Raw genomic sequence first — 24,236 nt, 5'->3', positions numbered from 1 at the left:
GATGACTGATGGAACATATAGGTTACAGGAAATTTTTGAAAAAGGTGCAGCAACGTGTTGTACCCGAGCTTGGAGAGTTGCTGCCTAACTTCCCCGTAGGGACGAAAAATCTATATGATTTTTTAGGAAACGGACTGTTAGTGATTGTCGTCTCTACTCGGTGTGTACCTTGCCAAGATGCACTTGCTGTGTTATCCGATTACTATCAGATGCATTCGGTTAATACGGTCATGCTAGTGGACACACAGGAGGACAATATGCCCTTATTCTATGAAGCGTTTGCTGCGTATGCGGAAGTGTTTCATATGGAGACGGAGAATTGGAAAAAACACTTTGCTGGCGTTCCATGGGCGACAGCACTGGACAGAAACGGGGTCATATTGCAATCGGCACCATTCAGGTCTTTACCGACACTGATGCCGGTATTAGACTTTATTGTTGATAGGGAGATGATTCGCCATGATGAATAAGATCAACCGGTTGTTCGATTCATTGCGAGAACCGAGTAGTAAAGCGCCTGAAAAATATCACTTGGGTGAAGTGCCGATGTTTGCTGGGCGAACGCCCCATCGCAACTCCACGTTAATTGTCATTATCTCTCTGTATTGTGCAGTATGTGTGGAGTTGTTGCCAAAACTCGAAAGTGTTGCCGATGTATTCGATGGGGAGATTGTTCTTGTAATCGATGGTGACGTGAACGAAGCCCAAGCAATCCAGCAGCACTTTGACTTTTCCTTCGATGTACTGTCTGCATCCGCTGAAGAATTCTATAATGTGTACCGTCCGGAAATCACCCCATATGCCTATGTGCTTAACCCTGACCGTACCATTGCCTACATGGGGCATGTGGGAGAGGTAGCGACGACGAAGGGAACGATTGCCCAATTAGGTCTTATGCCCGAGGTAGAGGAGGTTTCTAGATCATGATTGCTGCCAAAGCTGTTCGTAAGAACTACGGCATGGTAGCGACTCCACAAACAGCCGCATTATCAGGAGTGGATTTACACATCCATAGGGGCGAGATGGTGAGCATTATGGGGCCATCTGGTTGTGGCAAGTCCACGTTGCTTTATACGCTATCAGGTATTGAGTCAGCTGACAGTGGCGAGATTTGGTTCGACAAGCAAGCAATACACCAAATGAGCGAAAAAGATGTCTCCGCGCTCAGGTTGACGTCGATGGGGTTTGTCTATCAGCAATACAATCTGATTCCTGTGTTGAATGTCATTGATAACGTTGCATTACCGCTTATCAGTCAGGGCGCTCAGATGTCAGTTGCCCACAAAGCTGCAAAGGCAGCACTTGAAGATGTCATGCTATCGGATAAGTTGAAAGCCATGCCGCATGAACTGTCCGGAGGACAAGCCCAGCGGGTTGCAATTGCCCGAGCTATTGTCCATAATCCTTGCGTCATCTGGGCTGATGAGCCTACTGGAGCTTTAGATACAGTGACATCGAAGGCGATAATAACTTTGCTACGCAAGATAAATACAGACAAGCAAGTGACCATAGTTATCGTCACGCATGACCCGTTAGTTGCATCAGCAACAGATCGTGTAATCCGTATGAAAGACGGAAGACTAACTGATTCTGTTGAGCGCGACGGGGTAGAAGAAACAGGCGGGTGATAAGCCGTGATCGTGTTTAGTTATGCGCTTGATATCCTGTTTTCAGCGTTCTTCTTGCTGGCACTACGTAGCAAGGTAACTAACGTAATGAATTTTCGCTATGAAATCATATCATATGGGGTAGTGTACAATCCGTTAGTTGTAAATGTAGCAGCGTGTTTTGTTCTGATCTCCGAAGCGCTCCTTGTGCTTTGCTTTGCTACAGGCCTAATGTTGGAATGGGGAATTGCTTTGGCGATTTTGTTACTTGGCTTTTTCACCATCTTGTATTGGAGAAAACGAAGGTTAACAGGCGCGAAAGGATGCCACTGTTTCGGACATAATAGTTGGCTGAATCGGATGCCAGTTTATCGGAACGGGACGATTGTCATCCTACTTGCTGTACGCTTAATATTACTACCGCATCGTCCACCGGAATTGTGGATCACGATGCTAGTACTAGTAGCGGTAGTGATTCTGTCATATGGATTGCAAGGGAAATCAGCTTTCTCACGGACTCGCGCTTCAAGTCTTGGGATTGCAGAAGCAGTCAGACGAAAAACGGGAAAGATCCATACATACATTGCCGTATTGGGTCATCAAACCGATGTGACGGCTGGTATGGATAATCTATTGTCGGCTGTATCGACTGACACGAAGCAACACCATGATATGGCAGTCATTTTGGATGCACCAGATTGGTTTATCGCAATGAAACGACAAAAATGGAATAACGTATTGGTCTTATCCGCAGAAAGTATTTTGCCACAAGGCAGTGACTATCCATTCATTCTCGTTTGTAAAAGGAGTCATTCTAAGCGGATAGTCTATTCGATGGTGACCGAAATAGATGGCTTTGCGGAATGGTGGGAGATGAAAAATGACAAGTCAAGTGAAATGGCGTAAAGTCATTCATACAACTTATAAAATTTTACCATTAGTGTGGAAGATGTCACCGAGAGCATTGATAGTTAGTCATATCATTATGATTATTCAGGGCTGTTTACCGCTTGTCCAAGTTTATCTGGTCGCTAAGGTTGTAGGAACGACTGAGCGGGTGATTGCGGGAGAACTGCCGTATATATATGCCGTTTTTTGGCTGTTGGGACAAGTTTCCTTAAGCGCTTTCACAAGTATTATGGTGCTCGTAGAGCAATTAAATGGGCGGCGGCTGGGTTATCGCGCGGCTAATTATTTTGAGCATTTAATCATTGATAAGACGTTGCGTCTGTCATTATTGGAATTTGAAAAGCACGCCTCTTATGATCTGTTACAGCTGACAAGCGGAAGCGGTGAGCGTGGAATGCAAATGATTATGACTTTACGGCAGATGGTCATGAACATCATTACGATTTCCGGATACTTGCTTACGTTATGGTACTTCAGCCCATGGCTTGCCCTATTCCTTCTCATTGTCACAATACCTTCGTTTTTAGCTAATATAAAACAAAGCGGAGATCGCTTCCGTTTAACAATCACTCAATCTCCGCTAATGAGGAAAGCGTCGTATTTACAACAGTTGTTCCGTAATCGAGACGCGATAAAGGAAATTCAGTTATTTCGCATGGGCGCGTATTTTAAGAAGAAATGGAATGACGTATACTGGGAACAAGCGGAAGAGAACATGAAACTAGAACGAAAATCTGGCATTGTGAACTATGTAATGGAGAACATCGGACAATTATCAATTGCTGGCACAACGGTTATTCTTGTGCACATTGCGTCCAAGGGGCGTATGACGATTGCCGAGTATGTAGCTCTAACCATCGTGGTTAGTTCCGCATACGCTTTGATGAAAGGCTTGGTTAATTATATTGTGCGTTTCGGAGAAGATGGGATGTACGCTGAGCGATTGTTCAACTATCTGCAATACCCAGAAAGTAAACAACAAGACGCGAAGCTGGAATTTCCTAAAAATCTGACGCACGGAATTACAGTGAAAGATTTATCCTTTACTTATCCAAATCGACAAGAGTCCTCTCTCAAAAATGTCAATTTGCACATCAAACAGGGAGAAAGGATTGCCATTGTTGGCGACAATGGGGCGGGAAAATCAACATTTATCAAATGTTTATTGGGGATTTATCCTGTGCAAAACGGGACGATTTTTTATGACAAGACAGATATTTGTGACATTCGCAGTGATAGTCTTAAGGAAAGTAGTATCGCCGTATTTCAGGATTCCGTCCGTTATCAGCTAACGGTACGAGAAAACCTTATGGTGGGCAATATGGATGGGGTTACGGATGATAAACGACTGCATGATGCTTTGAAAGTGGTCGGGCTTTCTAGCGAGAACAATTCGCTAGAGCTGGATACTGCATTAGGTCATCTGTTTCAGGATTCCACAGATCTATCTGGAGGTCAATGGCAAAGGATAGCACTTGCGAGGGTGTTTATTCGTGACGCATCGTTTATCGTGTTCGATGAACCGACAGGAGCGCTTGATCCGCTTGCCGAAGAACACATATTTAACAAGATGCTTGAATTGACGGAAAGCAAAACAGCTATTTTTATCTCGCATCGTTTAAGCAGTTGTATCAAAGCTGACCGAATCGTTGTATTCAAGGACGGCGAGATTCATGAGTTCGGCACGCATAACCAATTGTTGGGACATGGGGGCTACTATGCGAAAATGTTTCAAGCTCAGTCAGAAAAATACCAAATGCAGTCCGCACTATAGATGTCCAGACCACGAGAATCAATCGGAACTACCGCACCAGCGGAAAAAGAACTAAACAAACTAATAGAGACTAAAAAACTATAAATGCGGATGTTTAATAAATAAAAGAAAAGCGAAATACATATACAAACATGAGTGGAATCAAAGAAGAACCGAACATCAAAGTTAACTTATTAAATCCCCGAATGCGAATGTCTTTTAAAAGGACGATTTCGGTAAACTCAGACTAGAACATTCAACCAGCTAAGTCTAATGCCCCCTTCCCTAAAGCATTTACACTTACTGTTATATCGATCAAAAAACAAGCTGAAATAGAAAGTCACTCAGCGGAATTAATTATGGGAAATGTACTTTATAAGAGCGAAAGAATAACCTAGGAGGATAAGGTAGAGTTTGGAGGCCGCCGTTGTTGAAGGACAAGCGACGGACAAACACGTGGTCCCAATGAAAGTCGCTATTTTAGCGGCTTTTTTGTTTTCTCTTGTACAAGTTCTTCTACCGATTGTCGTAAAAATTGCCGTTTAGCAAAGAAGAAGGTCCGATTACCGATTAGATAAGTATTAAATTATATTTCGTCGAATGAGTGCATACCATACTTAATTTAAAGCTCCATAGGCATGGAGGTTAGGTGTTAAAATGGACAGTCGAAAGTAATGGCGTATTTCAGCATCTTTGGAAAGGATTTTTCAAACGTTTCTTTGTCTTACCAATAAAACCAACATAGAGTGATGACAAGAAAGGCAGCCGATTTTAGCTATGAAAAAGAGAAACATTCACACCCTTGACTTTCCCCTGCACAGGAAACTGTATAATCGGATTATGTCATAGATTGGAGTTGATATTTTGTTCAAAATCAGTGCGTTTTCCAGACTAAGCAAGGTCTCCTTAAAGACACTGCGTTATTACGACCAGATCGGCATACTTAAGCCGAGAAAGGTAGATCACGATACGGGATACCGTTACTATTCCGCAGATCAGCTTCTTGAGCTCAACCGAATCTTAATCTATAAAGAACTCGGATTCACATTGCCACAGATCATACAGCTGCTCCAGGAGGATATTACACTGGAGAATATTCAAGGGATGTTTAAGCTGAAGAGAAGTGAAATCCAGCAAATTATTGATACAGAACAAGCCAAGCTCGTCAGGATTGAGGAGCGTATGCAGCTTATTGAAAAAGAGGGCCAATTCGAAACAGGTCAAGAAATCAGAGTCAAAGCAGAAGGTGCACAATCTTTTCTTTTTCAGAAAGCATGCGGGAGAGAAGAGGACATTCCAGATTTATTACGTCAATTTGATCAGTTATTAACCAAGGAGATTCGCCAGTTGACTCAAGGACCTCAGGTTGTTTTGTGGAAAGAAATCGACGGAAGAGAGGAAGAGTTTGAATTTGAAGTCGGTTATTTTTTAACTTGTGAGCTGCAATCATCTCCAGAACCGTTTTATCTGCGGACCCTTCCTCCAGAACCAATGATGGCCACCATGGCTTTTCATTCAAATTCGAAGTTTGATGGTGCGGCCTGTGTTCATTTAGCTACATGGATTGAGAAGAATAACTATCAGATCAAGGAGAACGAATCGGGTAGGGAACTATATTTACCGTTATCTCCAGATCAAGATGCGCAATTCATCGAAATACAAATTCCAATTATACATAGATAACTGAAGAAGGTGGAGTGGAGTAAATTGAAAAATAAAGGAATCATCTACATCCTGGCACTGGCTGTTTTTCTAATCGGGACCATTGAATACATTATTACAGGCGTCATTGAAATGATCGCTATGGATTTGGGAGTATCAACTTCCGAAGCCGGGTTACTGGTGACTGTGTTTGCCCTCGCAGCGGCCATTATCGCTCCAATGTTAATTACACTCACGATCAATGCAGATCGTAAAAAGCTACTCATGACAACCCTTGGAGTGTTTATTGCCAGCAATGGACTCATGTTAGTAGATCTTACTTATGAATCATTACTATGGGTACGAATTATTCAAGGGGCTAGCGGAGGAATTGCAACTGTAGTAGCCATGGCAGTAGCGACAAGACTCGTTGAAAAAGAAAAAAGGGGCAATGCCATCGGCATCATTTTGATGGGGCTTAGCAGTTCGCTAGTGCTTGGTGTTCCTATTGGCACATTTTTTAGTGAGATGTTTGGATGGAGAGTACTGTTTATTTTAATCAGTTTATTAAGTATTCTTCCATTATTTATCATCTATAAAAAGGTGCCAGCAATCAAAGAAGAAGAAAAGGTTACCATCAGAATGCAGCTTTCCATTTTGAAAAATCCTACTATTCTGATTGCCTTGGTTATTACGTTATTGTATGTCGGTGGCTATGCTACACTGTTCACTTATATTACGCCTTTCTTGCAAGCGACATCCTCTCTTTCCATGAACGAAATTAGCGGAGTTCTTTTCCTGGCGGGCGTTTGCAGCTTTGTCGGTTCAAAGATAGGAGGACAATTAGCAGATGCAAAGGGATCGAAATTTACGATTTATCTCGGGCTTCTGTTACAAGGGGCGACTCTTCTATTATTCGCTCTAGCAGGTGTCAATCTCTTTGTGTTAATCGTGGTACTCATGATTTTCATGTTAGCAACGTGGAGTATTTCTCCTGCCCAGCAACTATTCCTGGTTACTCTTGCGCCTCGAAATCCGGACATTGCCCTTAGCGTAAATACTTCGTTCATCCAATTTGGGTTTGCACTGGGATCTGGATTAGGCGGGCTTGTCGTCAGTCGTACATCTGTCCTGTATTTGAATTGGCTGGGTTTTGCTGCTGTATGTATAGCCTTGCTTCTTGCCATCTTGCTATTTAAGAAAATGAGCAGTAGGACTGAGAAATGAATGTTTGATTAAAGTAGCACAAATTGACTATGAAATAGGATTGTGGAATCATGAAATAGGGTGATGAAATGGCGAAGTTAGTTAATACAGAAGATACGGATTGTTCGGCTAGCAATAGGGGAGGTAACCGGAAAGGGGCAGGTCGCAAGCCAATAGGTGTAACCAGGAAAATTTCACTAACTTTACCGCAGGAATATTGGGAACAAATCGACCGGTGCTGTCACAGAGGGGATTATTCTGTTTCCGAAGTCATACGATCCATCATCGAAGATAATCTCCATAATGCCGATCTATTATGATGTAGTTGTTGGAGGTTCGTGTTATGCTAGAAGGCTTTTTGAAAATGGATGATGGGCAGCTTTATTATACGGTGTCAGGAGAAGGTAATCCCGTTATCCTGATCCATGGGAATTTTAATGATCATCAAATCTGGAATGAACAAGTGGATTCTTTATCCGCAAATTACAAATTAGTTCGATATGATTTAAGAGGATACGGCCTTTCCAGTACGCCAAATACCACATTTTCCAATACAGAAGATTTAAGGATACTAATTGATTCTTTGAAGCTCCGCGGGGTTACTTTAGTTGGTTCCTCCATGGGTGGTGGCATTGCTACAGACTTTACTCTTACTTATCCTCATTTGGTCGAAAACCTGATCTTGGTCGCACCCTCTATAAACGGTAAACCTTATCCTGTGAGGATGATGTGGCAAGGAACAAAAAACTATATCAATCTTCGATTGAAAGGACGCAAGAAAGCCATTGCTTCATTCATTAGTAATCCCTACTGGAGTTACTTATTTCCTTCCACAAGAAAAGAAGAGGCTAGGACAAAATTGATTCAAAATATCAGCAACCCTAATAACTTTTGCAGATACTCTCCAAGTCTTGCTATTGCAGTTAAGCCTTATGCTTCTAATCGGTTGCACGAAATAAACATACCGACTCTTATCATGATTTCTGATGAAGACCATGTATTTAACAAGGAAACTGCTGAAACATTACATAGTAGTATAGAACCTTCCATAAAAATAACCATGCAAGACTGTGGTCACCTCCCATTTATCGAGGCATCGAATGAATTCAATCAAGCAGTACTTGATTTCCTATCAAAAAGCTCGCTGACTTAAATAGTTGGCGGGCTTTTAAAACTATGAAAGCTATAGTTAAGTATCATAACACCGCTATCAGTTTCGAATGATATATACATGTATTTTACTTGTATACGAATGAGGAGATATGATAAGATGATAACGATTCTGAAAGCGCTTACCAAAAACAGCAAGAAAATTTAATCGCAAAGGAGAGAGTTAATGAGAAGCAAGTGGAGGAGTCGGGTTGCTATAGTAGCAGCAGTTATCATGATGTTCGCAAGTGTCGAGTGGGCAATGCCGAGAACGTATGCAGATGATAATTCGACCAACGTATTGGTCAACGGCGGCTTTGAGATTTCAGAAGAAGATGGCCGATTACCGGGCTGGCAGGCTGATGAAGATGCAACTGCCTTGGCCATAAGTGAGTCCGTGTATATGGAGGGGCAGCGTAGTCTTCAGGTGGAACGCTTGTTGCCTACAGAAGGTTCCGGAGCGGTGAGTGACGCTTACGCCGTACAGCCATTTGGTAATGTCATCATGACAGCAAATGTGCTTTCAGAGGAAGGTCATGGCGGCAAAGCCGACCTCAGGTTTTATGATCCAGACGGTAAGCTTGTCTCGGTAGTCAGCGGCCTGGTCGGTGAACCATTGGGCAAATGGCAAAGTTTAAGAGTGGCTGCTGCCGCACCTAAAAATGCAGCAGAGGTCAGGGTAGCCTTCTATTTTAATGGCGATCAGATCGGCAGATATTTCGTTGATAGTGTAGCATTGGAAACGCAAAATTCCTCCCCGTACTTAACGAATTTAGGGCCGCAATCTTCGAGTCTGACTCTGATGACTGCTGCGTTCGGTAAAGACAAGGAGGGGCGGGCTGCCATGTTTACGGTCGCCCAGGGCGATCCGGCACAATTCATCGTGATGGATGTGGCATCGAAAGAAGTGAAGGCAACCCATCCTTTAGTTGCACTTGACGGGAGCAACGTATCTGCAGCATGGGCGATTGTGACAGCCTCCGACGGAAAGGTATACATCGGCAGTACGCCGAACGGGACGCTGTTTCAATATGATCCGACAGAGGATAAGCTGCGTGCTATTGGAAAACCGGTTCCTACCGATACCGTAATATGGACACTTGTTGCCGGAGAAGATGGCAAAGTGTATGGAGGAACGGGATATTCCCAAACGCTGTTTGAATACGATCCCGTATCTGACCAGACTCGAATCCTTAAATCCTTCAAGACTTCATCGAAAGAAGCTCATATCCGCAGCCTTGCTTACGATTCCGATCGCCAAGTGATTTATGTGGGGGGAGCCGATGTCGCCAAGCTTTACCAATACGATCTCGCTAGTGGTACATCCATAGCACTTCATCCTCCTGAGTTTAACGGGATGACTTCGGTTTACGATCTTCGGTATGCCGGAGGTAAATTATTCGTGCGCGTGGATCCGGGACCTGTCATGTTCGTGTATGACCCCGATTCTGTAAGCTGGATCGTAAATAAAAATACAGCATATAATACCCGCGGATTTTCACCATTATCGCCTGACGGCAAACAAGTATACTACACTTATTACGAGACCCTTCCTGAGGGTGCGCAGCAGTGGTCTCTCTATTCATACGATGTGAATACGGGTGTTTACGGCTCGCTGGGTGTGGATGTAAAAGGGGCAGGCGTTGCATTTGGTTATGTACAGCTTGACCAGACAAAGTATCCGGGCTGGACATTGGTTGGTTTGGCTGGAAATAGTGGAAGAGCCTTCTATTACAATCTGGAGACTGGTTTGATTGAAACGCCGGAGCTTCCTTTTCCGCCACAGTTTGTAGAATTGTTTAACATCGGGAAGAGCACAGACGGGCAGATGCTGTCTTCGGGCTTCATTTCAGGCGGAGGAATGGGAATTTACTCCCCGACACGTAACGAAACCAAGCACTATCCTCAGATCGGCCAAGTCGAGGGATTCGGCTCCTTGAACGGGAAAATGTATTTTGGTGTTTATCCTAAAGCCACTATCTTTGAATACGATCCGGCCAAACCATGGAACCGAACGAACCCTTCAGAACCGAATAATCCGCTTAGGCTTAATCAGCTTGGTTCTGATCAAGATCGGCCCGTCGCCATGCTCGGGGTCGAGGAAGAAAACCTGTTATACATCGGGTCCTATCCGATTGCAGGCAAAACAGGCGGAGCTCTAACGATCTACAATCCCGTGACTAGCAAGTTCGATGTGAAACGGGACATTATTGCTGGACATTCGATCAATTCGTTGCTCTATAACAATGGAAAGCTGTTTATGGGTACAGGCGCGATGACTGGTGGGGAAGGAAAGCTCGCCATTTACGATACAGCATCCGGCCGAGTAGAGCTGGAACAGATACCTGTACCGGGTAAAAAAGCAGTAACCACTTTAATATGGGGCCCGGATGGCAACATATGGGGGATGGCGCTCGGGGCACTATTCATCTATGATCCGGACCTTCAAGAAGTTATTTACAGCGACGATATGTTTCCCTCCGCCGATTATGCTCACAGCAATCCTCGCTTGACCGTTGGCACAGACGGCAATGTTTACGGAACTATTTTTACAGGCTATGTTGCTGACCAGACGTATACGAGTAAGATGTTTAAAATCGATGCAGCGAGCAAAACGCTGTCCATCTTGCTGGAGAGCAATGCGGAGAAGCTGGCACAGGACGACTTTGGCAACTTATATTTCAAATATGGCAGCGAGCTGATGAAATACAGCGATCCGAATTTGGTGGTACAGATAGATAAAATACAGCTTATGGCGGCCAAATCGCTTCAGCTCCATCCTGGAGCTGAAGTCGATTATTCCTACGAAGTCTTCCTTGAAAAAGGAAGAATGACAAAGGAGTTATCCGGCGCTAGTATTGAGTATATAAGCAGCCGTCCGGATAAGGCGGAGATCGATCCCAGCGGAAAGATTATCGCCAAACATCCGGGCCAAGCCGAGTTGTCGATCCGAATAACATTGAACGGGGTAATCGTTGAATCCAATAAAATCAAGGTGAAAATAACCGGCCCTTTTTAAAACTGTTAAGAAATATAGCAACAAGAGACCGTTGTCTATGACAACGGCTCTTTATTTTCAAGTGATCCATTAGACGAGAAAAAGCTGTTAGATAAAATACACTCTTGACAAGAAATGGTTATTATTTAATAATGAATACAACCAATTACTGGTAACATATCTTTCCTTTCTACTGACCCATACATCATTAACTTCTCTTAGCTTTTTGACACTCCGTTAAACACGACTCCATTGTGACCAATCTCTTTAATACCAATCTATATAGATTCCTCCAAATTGAGACATGATCCCTTACCCCTCAATGCTTTACTCATAAGCGTACTTATTGGTTTCGACCTCCACCTAGTTGCGCGCTATGAATGTCTGTAATCATCAGCAGTTTACATAGCTGCTTCATTATAGTAGAGCAGAGTTGCTCACGGTTATTTAAATTCCCCCTTCCCGCGAAGATTTCCAACCGGCTTGTTTATGCTTCTCAGAAATGCAATTAGTATGGTTATTCCTGACTTTGTAAGAGTATATAAGCTCCATAGGAGTTTGTATAAATCGGCTTAAAAAGGAGCGGATGCCCACACGTTTACGGTGTTTGTACACAGCATTGGTAGGATCATATTCAAGAGAGGAGGCAGTTCTAAAGACTGCGGCAAAGATGGTGTCGGAAAATGAAAGGTTTATCATGGCCAAACCAAATAATGGGAGGTAATGTGATGATGTTTCAAACCCGTTCGGATTCCAGTTTCACACTACGTTTAATGATGATTGGCGGCGGACTGCTGCTAATATTCGCTTGTATGTTCGCATTCTCGAAAACTGTGTCAGCCCACGGATATATTAATGATCCAGCCAGCCGCGCGATCCAGTGTAAAAATGGATTGAATACCAACTGCGGCCCGATTATTTATGAGCCCCAGAGCCTGGAGGGACCGAAAGGTTTTCCTGCTGCCGGACCTGCTGACGGCAAAATCGCTAGTGCCGGTCTTGCCGGCTTCTCTCAGCTTGATCAGCAATCAGCCACACGTTGGAACAAGGTCAACATGACCAGTGGCACCAATAACTTCACTTGGATTTTTACCGCTCGTCATGCCACGACAAGCTACCGTTATTTCATTACCAAGCCGGATTGGAATCCCAACGCTCCGTTAACACGGGCCCAGTTTGATCTGACTCCGTTCTGTACGATCAACGGGAATGGCCAGCAGCCGCCTTCCACGTTAACTCACACTTGTAACGTGCCGCAAAGAGACGGTTACCATGTCATCCTCGGCGTGTGGGATATCGCGGATACCCAAAATGCCTGGTACATCGTCATTGATGCTCAATTCGGTGCTGGCGACAACGTTGCACCTACGGCGCCGACAAATTTGGCCGTCAGTAACGTTGGCACAACAACCGCCACATTGACTTGGGGAGCCTCGACGGACAACAAAGCCGTCGCGGGTTATGAAGTGTACAATGGCGGCAATGTTATCGCCACTACAACTGCCAATCAAACGACAGCCAATCTTACCAATCTATTGGCAGGCACATCTTATAACTTATCGGTGAAAGCGTTTGATACTTCCGGCAATCGGTCGCCAAACAGTAATAGTGTCCAGTTTACAACCACGCAGTTACCGGTTGACGTGACGCCTCCGACCAATCCGACCGGCCTGCATGTAATGGGAACGCCGACGTCGACGTCAGTCACGTTGATGTGGAATGCATCCACAGATGATTCCGGCATCGCTGGTTACCGGATTTACAACGGCAGCACGGTGATCGCTACCGTCACTGGAACGGCAACCGAGAAGGAAGTTACCGGTTTGTCGCCGAACTCGCAATATTCATTCACAGTCCGCGCTTACGACTCGTCCAACAACGAATCTGGCGATAGCAATGCTGTCTCGGTGACAACGCCTGACGGTCCGAGTGCAACACCATGGGCGCCAAATACCACTTATACGGCCAATACGCTCGTATCCTATAATGGCAAGGTGTACAAATGCATTCAGAACCATACCTCCTTGCCTGGTTGGGAGCCTAGCAACGTACCCGCACTCTGGCAGCTACAACCATAAACTAAAGGCTTTAGAAGAACAGGAAGCCCGACGCTTGCAAAGAGCGCCGGGCTTCTTTTTTATGGTTGATTCGGAGACCGAATCTGATTAACCTAGTTGCTGTGAACCATTGAACCACACAGATTTGATCGACAAGGTATCCGAAATATTATTGATCGGATCACCGTCTACGAGAATAAGATCAGCGCGAGCGCCTTCGGTAATACGGCCGCGATCGTGTAGACCAAAACAGCGGGCCGGTTTGGAAGTAGCCGACTGAAGAGCTTCAAGCGGAGTGAGCCCGGCCTTCACCAGCAGCTGCATTTCATGGTGGACACTGGCCCCATGAGCAAGGCCACCAAGGTTCGGAACGGGAACCGGCGCGACATCCGTCCCTACCAGAATATCAACTCCGGCACGGTGAAGGTCCATCACATTCTTAAAGCTGTTCTCCATATTGCCTTGCGGGTACGTATTGAAGCTTGAGTTCAAAATATCGATCCAATCTGGACTTAATTTGGAATGAACACGTGGATCATTTGCCAATTCCGATGCCGGATTTCCAATAATCGATGAATTCAACACCAAGCACGGTGTAACAAAAGCGCCTGAATCCGCTATGGATTTCACTAACTCGGACGTATACTCGGGTCTGTCGATAAACAAGTGTCCCAAGCCATCGACTCCAAAATCGATGGCTTCTTGCGATGAAAGAGCCGTCAAGACGTGGGCGATGACCAGCTTATCGAACTTGTGGGCCTCTGTCACGGCTGCTTTTAGAATCTCGTCGCTTAATACAGGCAGGCCAGGTGCACCCATGACCGATCCTTCTTCAATCATAATTTTAATATAATCGGCTCCGTTCTCCACTTGGGTATGCACATGTTTAATCGCTTCTTCAACTGTCGTCACTTGCGGTATTTCTTCGTGATCGTGAGCGTATGCGGCCAACATCGCTTCCCGGTCTTCCTCCGATAACTTCTCTAGTTCCTTTAATACGAATTCCGGTATTTCATCTCCATCCGGCAGTAATTCATCTGGGTGTCCGCCCGGAGCGGTGATGGCTGTACCAGCAGAACGAACATCTGCGACGTCATTCACATTTTTTAACTGAATCTCGCGCCCTCTTTTAGTAAAATCGCCGTTCATTTCGAGTTCGGTTGTAACACCGAATTTTAAGGCATCTCGTAATCCACCGATTGAAGTGTGCACATGTGCATCAATCAGCCCAGGCAGTAGAGTCCCATTTTCCCCATCGATAATCGTTGCATCGGCCGGAAAATCTCCGCCTACTGAAATAATGGACTCCCCTTTAATGACAATATGTCTAGGCGCAATAATCTGATTTCCATCAAAGATACGTACATTTGTAATCGCCGTAACTTGTTCTAACGCAGCGTTTCGAGTTATATTCTCCATTTGATTTCCTCCCAGGTGTTTGTTGTTCAACAATTCGGAGTATAACTGTTAGGTTCCTAACTGTCAATAAACTAATATTTTTTTGACAATAGGGTCACTGTATAGTTTAATTACTTACAATTAGGTTTCTAACAATAATAGGGGAGGAGGAAGACTATGCAATCCCGAAAGGATACACCTTATCTGGATTTGTTTCAGATTATCGGTCTTAAGTTAAAGAAAAGAGCGGACGAGAGTATAAAAGAACTGGGGTTAAATGCTCAACAAGGAAAAGTAATTGAATATATTTATGAGAATCAAAGTAATCAAATTATTCAAAAGGACCTTGCAGATCGGTTTCATCTACGTGGGGCCAGCATTACGAGCATGCTTCAAGGTCTAGAGCAAAAAGGGTTCATCGAGCGTAAAATTCCAGCCAATAATGAACGGCAAAAAAATATATATGTATTGCCAAAAGGGGTTGAACTGATAGAAAATTTTCAAGACTCTTTCCAAATGGTGGAGGAGGATATCGTTCAAGTCCTTACCGACGAAGAGAAGCAAGTCTTAAAGAAATTGTTAATCAAAATCAATGAGCGTATATAAAGAAGACGATTCCTTATGAAATATTACATTAAAAACCGCATAAGTTGCGGTTTTTTTGTTTTTAGTATGGTTCGAATAATTCATATTTAGAATTAATTGATTCATACATTTTCTCCTGATTCGTATATTACATGATTGGTGTATTTCTTATTAAAATCTGCAACATTATCCATTTAAATTGCGTTAACCTAACTGATGAGCATTTCGCAAAAAATTTGACTACAAAATTTAACTAGGATCAAGAATTTTCTAGAACCGTAGGGAGTAATCATCTATGAATAAATCAAAAATTGCGCTAACACTATCTTTAGCGTGTACCTTACTAATCGGTAACCCGGCGCTAAGCCTCGCCAATGATATTTCGAATACGGTTGACAATGGGAAGATTGAAAATGGACGAATACTGATTCCACTACGTGCTGTTTCAGAAAGTTTCGATTCAGAAGTCACTTGGAACCAGGCAAAAAAAAGCATTACGATTATACGTGGCAAAAGAAAGCTAGTACTAGAAGTTAATTCGCGCACTGCATTATTAAATAACGCTACTCTCAGCCTTGAGGTGCCTGCAAAAATCGATAATGGAATCACCTATATTCCAGCGCGTTTTTTTGCTGAAACCTTTGGCGGTACAGCGCTGTGGTCCGAACAAGAACGAAAAGCAACCATTACAATCGGTCTAGCACAGGTCTTTATCCATACAGAACCGATTAAAGCTTGGAGAATGAGTCAGGACAGAGTAGACACACTTAATGAAAAGATAAATGAAGCCACCGATCTCTCAAACTTCTCTCAAATTCGAACATATTTCAGACCTTATTTCACTGACTCATTTATAAACAAGATTATTCACAGTAAAGGCATTAAAAATAACGCCATACTAACAAAAAAAGCCGATATTACCTATAGCAGCACCACTGCGGCGAGAATGCACCAATCTGCTTATTTTGAAAGTGGCCCTACCCATCTCGAGCTCGTTGATCGTTATGTATTTTATAAATTTGTTGATGGCAAATGGAAGGTAGACGATGTGAATGTGGGGAGACAAGTTATTGAGCCATAATACGGATTAGCAGTTCATTAAGAAGCTGTATCAAGAACGATCGTTGTCCATTTCCTATACACAAAAAGCCCCCTACCATAAGGAAGGGGGTTCAAAGGTTTATCGTTTTATCTTGGTGTTCTCTCAATCGCTTTACATCTTCTTTAGGTGGTAAGCCAAACATACGCGAATACTCACGGCTAAACTGTGATGGACTTTCATAGCCAACCCGGAATGCAATATCTGCCGCATCCTCTGATTCGGATAATAACAGGCTCCGAGCTTCTTGAAGTCTCAGTTGTTTTTGAAATTGAATGGGGCTCATTGCTGTTACCTCTTTAAAGTGCCGATGTAGAGAAGAAACACTCATATTTGCTATTTCCGTAAGTTCCTCAATCTTAAAAGACTTTTCATAGTTATTCATGATATGTCGAATCACGTCACTGATTTGATTTGTGGAACTTCCTTCTATGGCTATTTGTTTTAACATTCCTCCATGTTCTCCTTGCAGAACTCTATAGATGATTTCTTTCCTAATTAGAGGGGCAAGTACTTTAATATCTTTTGGAGTCTCCAGCAAACGAGCTAATCTTGTTACTGAGTCTAGCAAAGATGGCTCTATTCTACTGACATACATTCCTCGTTTGGTATTCTCTTTCTTTTCGATTCCCATTTCGAATTCACGTAACACCTCCAATATTTCACTGGGGGTGAATTCAAGTTTGAGAGCCAGATAAGGTACTTCAGAAGACGCTTCGGTGACCTGTCCGGTAATTGGCAGATTAACGGATGCAACCAGGTAATCGGCAGGACCGTACCTGAAGCGCTCCTGTGAAAGCAATACCTCTTTCATCCCTTGAACGACAATGCATAAGGAAGGCTTGTGAACTCCGTAATTTGGTCCAGTATGATTAGAGTAACGGGAGAAAAATAAAGAGGGTATAGCCGTCATTTGAGTACCGTCCAGTCCAGTGTGTATCTCTATGATTTTGGTGAGCTCAACTCTTTGTCTATATACTTGTTCAATCATAAGCTTCTCCTTTGTACTCCCTCTAGATGATCCTATTATAATTGCAGAATATACAATGGAAAAATAACAGATATTCAACATGTAAAAAACAGGAGGGCTACATATGCAAAAAGTTATTTTAAACAATGGTGTTGAGATGCCTATACTGGGATTTGGTGTTTTTCAAATTCAAGATGAACATCAATGTGAAAAAGCTGTTTATGATGCGATTATGGCAGGCTATCGCCTGATTGATACTGCTGCTTCTTATCTTAATGAAGATGCTGTCGGCAGAGCAATTAAGCGCAGTGGTGTGCCAAGAGAGGAATTGTTTCTTACGACAAAACTCTGGGTTCAGGATGCCGGTTATGAGAGCACAAAGAAAGCATTTGAAAATTCCTTTAAACGACTGCAACTTGATTATCTTGATTTGTATTTAATTCACCAACCATTTGGCGATGTCCATGGTTCTTGGCGCGCAATGGAAGATTTGTACCGTGAGGGTAAGGTTAGAGCAATCGGAGTAAGTAACTTCCATCCAGACCGCTTGATTGATTTAATTATCCATAACAAAGTGGTTCCTGCTGTAAATCAAGTTGAAACACATGTATTCAATCAACAAATTGAAAGTCATAACTTTATGAAAGAGAACGATGTTCAAATTGAGTCTTGGGGACCTTTTGCTGAAGGGAAAAACAACTTTTTCCAGAACGAAGTCTTGGTATCAATCGCTGAAAAATATAATAAGTCCGTTGCTCAGTTGGCTTTACGTTGGTTGACACAAAGGGGAATTGTGGCAATTCCGAAGTCTGTCCGTAAGGAAAGGATCATCGAAAACTTCAATATCTTTGACTTTGAATTAAACCAAGAGGATATGAACCTGAGCGCCACCTTAGATACGAAAGAGAGTTTGTTCTTTTCACACAGGGATCCAGAAATGGTCAAATGGATTGGGACACGTAAGCTTGATATTTAAATCATAAAATTTAGGAGGTTTGAGAAATGGAATATGTGAAATTAGGAAATTCAGGATTAGATGTATCACAGATTTGCCTCGGCACAATGGGAATTGGAATTGCCGAACGGTGGGTTCATCCCTGGGTGCAGAATGAAGAGAATAGTCGTCCTATTATAAGAAAAGCCCTCGAACTAGGGATTAATTTTTTTGATACGGCGAATGTATACAGCGATGGAACTAGCGAAGAAATTCTCGGGCGAGTGTTAAAAGAATATGCAAATCGTGATGAAATTGTTATAGCTACAAAAGTTTATTTTCCAATGGGCAATTCTTTAAATAGTAATATTCCAAATTCAAAGGGGCTTTCCCGAAAAGCAATTATGAGAGAAATTGATAATAGTCTCAAAAGACTGGGCACGGATTATGTTGATCTTTACCAAATTCACCGCTGGGATTATAATACTCCGATTGAAGAAACGATGGAGGCTTTACATGACCTTGTGAAATCTGGAAAGGTGAGATATATTGGAGCTTCCGCGATGTATGCTTGGCAATTTTTAAAAGCAAATCTTGTTGCAGAGAAAAATGGTTGGACAAAATTTGTTAGCATGCAAAATCATATGAACCTTATCTACCGCGAGGAAGAGCGCGAAATGCTACCGCTTTGCCTTGATCAAGGAATTGGCGTCATTCCATATAGTCCCCTTGCTTCGGGAAGACTCACGCGTGACAATTCAGAAAAAACGCATCGTTCCGAAACGGATCAAACTCAAAAATCAAAATATGATAGCATGATGATTGCTGATCAGGCAATTATTGACCGTGTTTCTGAACTCGCGCAAAAACATAATGTTTCTCGCTCTCAAATTGCACTCGCTTGGCTACTTCAAAAACAACCTGTTACAGCTCCGATCGTTGGTGCAACAAAAGTAAGTCACCTAGAAGATGCTGTAGGGGCACTTTCTATTATGTTAGCTTCGGACGAGGTTAAATACCTTGAAGAACCATATGTTCCACATCCCGTTGTCGGTACTTTATAACCCTCTTGACAATTTCCTGACAATAAATGCTGTACGGGCCGGTTAATGGAACTTTTCTTTTTAGCTAAATAAACTCAAAAGATACCGAAGGCATATGCAGAGAAGTCGCATGGCGCGCGCTCTCCGCATATGCCTTTTCCTATCCTTACACCCGGTTACGCTCCATCCATGTGGCTGCCCAGTCAACCAGCTGTCTTTGGCGGATCAGCCGGACAAATGCGTTTCCTACCTGATGCACAGTGACACGATGTTCCTGCTCGAACTCGGCGCCCAACCGCACAAAATCCCGATCATCAACCACTTGCGTCGAATAGGTCACCCACCTACGCTGTCCGTCAATAATCATGGCACTGCTTTCATCAGCATATGTCTTTCCGGAAAAATTGGCCCTGGTCTCCGCGAGATGGAGCGAGGTATTCTTGTCATGCCCGACACCGATGAGTAGTACATAGCCATCCAGTACGTACAGCTTGTCGAGAGGGGAGCCTTGGCCAAAAATATTGCTCAAATCGTGGCTTTCCGTCAAATATTCCGCATGCTTGCCGACGGCCGCGAAAGATCGTGCCGGATGATCGGAGCGCCGCGCTCCCGGCCATGTTCGGAGCATCTCGGCGACAACGCCCATCCCGATCGCCGGAGTGACTGCCTTATCGTAAGCGGGCCATTGTTCCCGGATAATCGGCCACCAAGCTTCTTCTGCATCCCAGTGAACGCCGGTCACCGGATCAAGATTTTTCCACGTTTGCGCTGGCATCATCACGGTCCCTTGCTCTCCAATGATTGTGAGCAGTGCACGGATCAACGTTTCCGCTCCGCCTACGACATAACCGAGACTTTTCAAAGAAGTATGAACGATTAAGGTCTGTCCTGCTGACACCCCGCACCGTCCGAGCTGTTCGATAAGATCTTGCTTCGTTAAAATTATTCTTGACTGTATTGCCTGCTCCTCCATCATGCGAATCCCTCCCGATATGACAACATAAAAAAACAACCCCGCTGCATGAGCGGGGTTGTTACTGGCTGCTCGCCAGAAAAGCATAGCCCTTATGTTATAAAATGAAGTTCCTTCCCGAATTATACATAAAAGATCTGTATTATACAAATGAGTTTTATGAAGACGACAGTTACGTTTCAGAAACGAATCCTTTACGATATCGGCTGTCTTTTATTTCTTCCATCCTCCGTTTTTCTTCGTTTGCTTGCTCTGCATGGCGATCATTTTGTTTCGAGCTCTCTTGTCGATGAGGTAGCTCGTTTTATCTTGGACATACTTATTCTCATGCTGCTGGGCAACGTAAAGCTCCCAGCGTTCACGCAGCAACGAACCGTCGGCAAGCGCGGCGAGAACAGCACAGCCCGGCTCGGCCTGATGACGGCAATCTGTAAATCGGCATAACGAGAACCACTTCTCCACATCGGTAAAGCTTGCGCGTATGCCTTCGTCGGCATCAATAAGTCCAAGCTCACGCATCCCCGGTGTATCGATGACCATCGTACCGGAGGGGAGCATGAACAGTTGACGGTGTGTTGTCGTATGCCGCCCTCGGCTGTCGACCTCCCGGATATCCTGAACCTTCATGACTTCCTGTTCCATCAACGCATTGAGCAGAGACGATTTACCGACGCCGGACATACCGAGAAATACGACTGTTTTACCAGGCAACAAGTAGGGATTGAGTTCGTTAAGCCCCATACCTGTATGGCTGCAGATCGCGTGGACTGGCACATCAGGGATGTTATTTGTAACTTCTGCGAGTGAGCGATAAGGATCTTCAACGAGATCTGCCTTGGTCAGGATGACGACCGGCTGGCCGCCGCTCTGCCTGGCTTGTGTCAGGTACCGCATGATACGGGTAACATTGAAATCCCAATTCAGAGAAGAGAGGATGAACACATAGTCAAAGTTGGTTGCAACGACCTGTTCCCTCACGGTTTTGGCATAGCCTGCGGCATGCCCTGAGTAATCCGCGCGCGAGAACTTGGAACGGCGGGGCAGTACCGTAACGATGAGAGAATCTCCGCTCTCGTTATACTGCAGCAAGACAAAATCACCGACGCATGGAAAGTCTATGCGCGTTTCCGCGCTGTGGTAGAACGCCCCTTTGAGTACCGCCATTACTTCGCCGCGCTCGGTCATAACCGTGAAGCGCTCGCGTCGAAGCTCCGTCACTCTGCCGGAGATTAATCCATCAGGGATTGCTTCTATTTCTGTGTAACCATAGGTTTTTAAATTCATCATGATTTTTTTGTTAGCTCCTTTTTAATGTTGTTTTTTTGGACGCAAAAATGCCACGGACAAGCAGCCTCTAAAGAAGCTGCTGTCGCGCGGCATCAGGGCGCAAAAAAGATACGACCTTCATCGTATCCCGCAAACAGCAATATTCACGAAAGGTTACTTTGAGTGGCATGCCGAATACCACGGGCGTTTTCCCGCTTTTTTCGTGTATGCCTGCTATTCAGTTTTAAGACCAAACCACCATATAAGTAGTTGCCATTAAAACACATCTCCCTTCGTGTCAGGAACTTGCTTATCGCTAAGCTTTCTATAAAATAACCTATTTTGGTAAAAAAATCAATGCCTTACAGTATAGTTTGGGTATGAGACAGGATCGTTCAATAATTTCGCGAATACTCTATGTATTAAATTTTTTTCGAAATTCGTAGATAAGACTTTATAAGAATCGGCGAAAGGACATAAAGAAAATGATGAATAAAAACAATTACGTCGATCGAATTAACAAGGTGTTGAATTTTATTGAAAACAATTTAGGTAATAAGATATCACTCGACGTAATGGCGGAAACAGCCCACTTCTCAAAGTATCATTTTTCTAGAGTCTTTACGGCTATGGTAGGGATAACGCCCGTAGCATATTTGACAAAAGTAAGATTAGATAAATCAATTCACTATTTGGCTGATTCAAATCGAACAATACTAGAAATCTCCAATTTATGCGGTTTTGAATCTGCTTCTAGTTTTAATTCTGCATTTAAGAAGCAATTCAATACAACCCCAAGTGAATATAGAAAAGCCTTAAATAAGGATAGCAATATTTCATTATTTCTTGGCAATAAACAAATAGATGAATTAAATCCTCCTCGATATGATGAAAGTGTTAAAAACAACTTTCTGAGGAGGATTTGGCAAATGAATGTTTCAATTAAAGAGTTACCTGAGTATGAAGTTGCATACGTGAGACATGTTGGAAGTTACCTGGATACGCAAAAGGCGTGGCAGCAATTATTAGCATGGACAAACCAGCATCAATTATATCCACCGAATCAGCAATTCATAGGAATCTCTCTGGACGATACAAGTATTACAGAAGAGTACGAATGCCGTTATGACGCTTGTGTGACCATACCACACTCTTTTGTTAAAGAGCATGATTCTGAAATTCAATTCAGAATATTGCCAGGCGGGCTTTATGGCATGTTTCATTTTTATGACACAGTAGATAAGCTAGGCATTTTTTATCAAAGTATTTTCGGTCAATGGTTTCCAAATAGTGAGTATGAACCAGACGAGCGGGAATGTCTTGAATTCTGTATGAATAATCCATTTGAAGATCCTGAAGGAAAGGCTAAGGTTGATTTATACGTTCCTATTAGAGCTAGAGATTAATCGAAATGTATAGTAATGGTTTAATATGCTGATCTGCTGCATTTAGTTGATTAGTAAATTCCTTAGAACTTTCGTATTCTTTTGGTAAATCACCTTCAAATAACTGGATTTGATCGATGACTTTTGCAAGTACTTCCGAATGAACACTATCACTAACTATTTGTTGTCTTACAAGAGAAGCATAGCGAATCCTAAAAATCATAAAATCATTGATTAGTTCATCCATTTCACTAAAACTTTTGGTGTTTTCTTTTAGTTGAGTTAATCGGTCATTCACGAAAATTATCGATGTATACACATCAAACATATGTAAAATAACTTCATTAGATTCTGCTCCATTTGTTTAATTGTAGCGGTAATCAAGAATACGAGAGCGAATATGATGACTCTAGAATATTTTATTAACATGATTAATTAAATTAAAACTTTATCTTTCTTCATTATGTAAAATACCCCCAATTTTTTGTTGTGTGGGATTCCTAAACAACAGGAGTAATATTAACACTAAGATTGTTATAACTCTATCTGAATATCTTACCAAATAAATCAAAAAACTAATGATTAAAGAAGCCAATGAGCAAGGAAATACTGCACACCATGCGCGGCGACGGAACTCACCCAATTCATGGAGCAGACACATGGGAATGCGATCGTTATCGCTCCTACATAAAGTATATTCATGCTGGCAATGGACAACGCTTAAGATGAAGTATTATCTTATGCGGGAGGTCATTGCTTCTTGAAATTTGAACTTGGACGTTGCTTGTTGAATGAACGATTGTTGGAATCCGGAAAGTCAGCGGAATGGCTGGCAAAAGACTTGCTTATCAAACCAGAACGAGTTTACGACTTTATTGAAAACAAAAGAGTGATGCCACTCAAAATGGCCATATCGATCGCTGATTCCATCGGTTGTGATGTTCGAGCCTTATATGAATTAATTCCGTACGAATATGAAGTAAAGAGATATTAACGGAAACATTAGATGCATATAAGGCTGCTGAAGCATTCACACTCACATGCCTGGCTACAGATATATACTCCTTGCATTCTCGTTGAAAAAGTCTGTTATATTTTTATACTTGGTTATGTCTATACGATTATCCCGAAGAATTTTCTGAATAAAAATGGCATCGGTAAAAATAGTATTGATGATCTGTTCGTACCATAACGGTGTATTGTTGAAGTAATCCACAAGGTCATTCAATTCATCAAAGTTAAAGTAAAGGATATACGTGACAT

General features: G+C 43.0%; 21 protein-coding genes. 16 read left to right on the top strand and 5 right to left on the bottom strand.

Translation table 11 applies throughout. From position 1 onward, the window contains the following. The first annotated feature begins 8 nt into the window (after positions 1–8). From AM231_RS09675 to AM231_RS09630, 10 genes are all read left to right on the top strand, one after another. The gene (locus tag AM231_RS09675; protein ID WP_054402428.1) at positions 9–470 is read left to right on the top strand and encodes a TlpA family protein disulfide reductase; all 462 of its coding nucleotides are present in this window, start codon (positions 9–11) and stop codon (positions 468–470) included. Continuing rightward, entirely contained in the window at positions 460–927 is a 468-nt protein-coding gene (locus AM231_RS09670; RefSeq protein ID WP_054402427.1) for a TlpA family protein disulfide reductase, read from the top strand. Before AM231_RS09675 ends, AM231_RS09670 begins: the two co-directional genes overlap by 11 nt. Continuing rightward, positions 924–1,628: an ABC transporter ATP-binding protein gene (locus tag AM231_RS09665; protein WP_054402426.1), complete on the top strand. Its 705-nt coding sequence runs from the start codon at positions 924–926 to the stop codon at positions 1,626–1,628. Before AM231_RS09670 ends, AM231_RS09665 begins: the two co-directional genes overlap by 4 nt. 6 nt (positions 1,629–1,634) lie before the next feature. Next, complete coding sequence (locus AM231_RS09660; RefSeq protein ID WP_054402425.1) at positions 1,635–2,513, top strand: MauE/DoxX family redox-associated membrane protein; 879 nt, start codon at positions 1,635–1,637, stop codon at positions 2,511–2,513. After that, the gene (locus tag AM231_RS09655) at positions 2,488–4,290 is read left to right on the top strand and encodes an ABC transporter ATP-binding protein (RefSeq protein ID WP_054402424.1); all 1,803 of its coding nucleotides are present in this window, start codon (positions 2,488–2,490) and stop codon (positions 4,288–4,290) included. The genes AM231_RS09660 and AM231_RS09655 overlap by 26 nt, the downstream gene beginning before the upstream one ends. Positions 4,291–5,133: 843 nt before the next feature. Beyond that, the gene (locus AM231_RS09650; protein ID WP_054402423.1) at positions 5,134–5,952 is read left to right on the top strand and encodes a MerR family transcriptional regulator; all 819 of its coding nucleotides are present in this window, start codon (positions 5,134–5,136) and stop codon (positions 5,950–5,952) included. A gap of 24 nt (positions 5,953–5,976) precedes the next feature. Beyond that, positions 5,977–7,137, top strand: coding sequence for an MFS transporter (locus AM231_RS09645; RefSeq protein WP_054402422.1), 1,161 nt, complete (start codon positions 5,977–5,979; stop codon positions 7,135–7,137). Positions 7,138–7,459: 322 nt separating this feature from the next. After that, positions 7,460–8,269, top strand: coding sequence for an alpha/beta fold hydrolase (locus AM231_RS09640; protein ID WP_053493316.1), 810 nt, complete (start codon positions 7,460–7,462; stop codon positions 8,267–8,269). Positions 8,270–8,452: 183 nt separating this feature from the next. Further along, positions 8,453–11,284 (top strand): ligand-binding sensor domain-containing protein, encoded by a 2,832-nt coding sequence (locus AM231_RS09635; RefSeq protein WP_054402421.1) that lies wholly within the window; start codon positions 8,453–8,455, stop codon positions 11,282–11,284. Positions 11,285–11,994: 710 nt separating this feature from the next. Then, complete coding sequence (locus tag AM231_RS09630) at positions 11,995–13,341, top strand: lytic polysaccharide monooxygenase (RefSeq protein ID WP_053494230.1); 1,347 nt, start codon at positions 11,995–11,997, stop codon at positions 13,339–13,341. 87 nt (positions 13,342–13,428) lie between these two features. On the opposite strand, the gene AM231_RS09625 is transcribed toward AM231_RS09630, so the two are convergent. Beyond that, positions 13,429–14,739 (bottom strand): amidohydrolase family protein, encoded by a 1,311-nt coding sequence (locus AM231_RS09625; RefSeq protein WP_054402420.1) that lies wholly within the window; start codon positions 14,737–14,739, stop codon positions 13,429–13,431. Between the two features lie 156 nt (positions 14,740–14,895). On the opposite strand from AM231_RS09625, the gene AM231_RS09620 reads away from it, so the two are divergent. After that, a complete protein-coding gene (locus AM231_RS09620) occupies positions 14,896–15,324 on the top strand; it encodes a MarR family winged helix-turn-helix transcriptional regulator (RefSeq protein ID WP_054402419.1) in 429 nt (142 codons plus the stop codon). Between the two features lie 274 nt (positions 15,325–15,598). Then, complete coding sequence (locus AM231_RS09615) at positions 15,599–16,384, top strand: copper amine oxidase N-terminal domain-containing protein (protein WP_054402418.1); 786 nt, start codon at positions 15,599–15,601, stop codon at positions 16,382–16,384. Positions 16,385–16,475: 91 nt separating this feature from the next. Here AM231_RS09615 and AM231_RS09610 read toward each other — a convergent pair whose 3' ends face one another. After that, positions 16,476–17,393 (bottom strand): AraC family transcriptional regulator, encoded by a 918-nt coding sequence (locus tag AM231_RS09610; protein ID WP_054402417.1) that lies wholly within the window; start codon positions 17,391–17,393, stop codon positions 16,476–16,478. A 103-nt stretch (positions 17,394–17,496) separates the two neighbouring features. Between AM231_RS09610 and AM231_RS09605 the strand changes: the two genes are divergently transcribed. Both AM231_RS09605 and AM231_RS09600 read left to right on the top strand, forming a co-directional pair. Beyond that, positions 17,497–18,348, top strand: coding sequence for an aldo/keto reductase (locus AM231_RS09605; protein ID WP_054402416.1), 852 nt, complete (start codon positions 17,497–17,499; stop codon positions 18,346–18,348). Positions 18,349–18,374: 26 nt separating this feature from the next. Further along, the gene (locus AM231_RS09600; RefSeq protein ID WP_054402415.1) at positions 18,375–19,370 is read left to right on the top strand and encodes an aldo/keto reductase; all 996 of its coding nucleotides are present in this window, start codon (positions 18,375–18,377) and stop codon (positions 19,368–19,370) included. A gap of 145 nt (positions 19,371–19,515) precedes the next feature. On the opposite strand, the gene AM231_RS09595 is transcribed toward AM231_RS09600, so the two are convergent. Both AM231_RS09595 and rsgA read right to left on the bottom strand, forming a co-directional pair. After that, the gene (locus AM231_RS09595; protein ID WP_242615107.1) at positions 19,516–20,325 is read right to left on the bottom strand and encodes an AAC(3) family N-acetyltransferase; all 810 of its coding nucleotides are present in this window, start codon (positions 20,323–20,325) and stop codon (positions 19,516–19,518) included. A gap of 210 nt (positions 20,326–20,535) precedes the next feature. Beyond that, a complete protein-coding gene (rsgA, locus tag AM231_RS09590) occupies positions 20,536–21,609 on the bottom strand; it encodes a ribosome small subunit-dependent GTPase A (RefSeq protein ID WP_082341584.1) in 1,074 nt (357 codons plus the stop codon). 464 nt (positions 21,610–22,073) lie between these two features. On the opposite strand from rsgA, the gene AM231_RS28105 reads away from it, so the two are divergent. Further along, on the top strand, positions 22,074–22,994 hold the full coding sequence (locus AM231_RS28105; protein ID WP_242615106.1) for an AraC family transcriptional regulator: 921 nt from the start codon (positions 22,074–22,076) through the stop codon (positions 22,992–22,994). On the opposite strand, the gene AM231_RS09580 is transcribed toward AM231_RS28105, so the two are convergent. Next, positions 22,984–23,271 carry a hypothetical protein gene (locus AM231_RS09580; RefSeq protein ID WP_165593386.1) on the bottom strand — a complete coding sequence of 96 codons (288 nt, stop codon included), beginning with the start codon at positions 23,269–23,271 and terminating at the stop codon, positions 22,984–22,986. The genes AM231_RS28105 and AM231_RS09580 overlap by 11 nt on opposite strands. Before the next feature lie 462 nt (positions 23,272–23,733). On the opposite strand from AM231_RS09580, the gene AM231_RS09575 reads away from it, so the two are divergent. Next, on the top strand, positions 23,734–23,967 hold the full coding sequence (locus AM231_RS09575) for a hypothetical protein (protein ID WP_053493325.1): 234 nt from the start codon (positions 23,734–23,736) through the stop codon (positions 23,965–23,967). Positions 23,968–24,236: the final 269 nt, after the last annotated feature.

Source organism: Paenibacillus solani, from assembly GCF_001277345.1.
GTDB classification, from domain to species: domain Bacteria; phylum Bacillota; class Bacilli; order Paenibacillales; family Paenibacillaceae; genus Paenibacillus_AQ; species Paenibacillus_AQ solani.
This window is presented reverse-complemented; position numbering and strand designations above follow the sequence as displayed.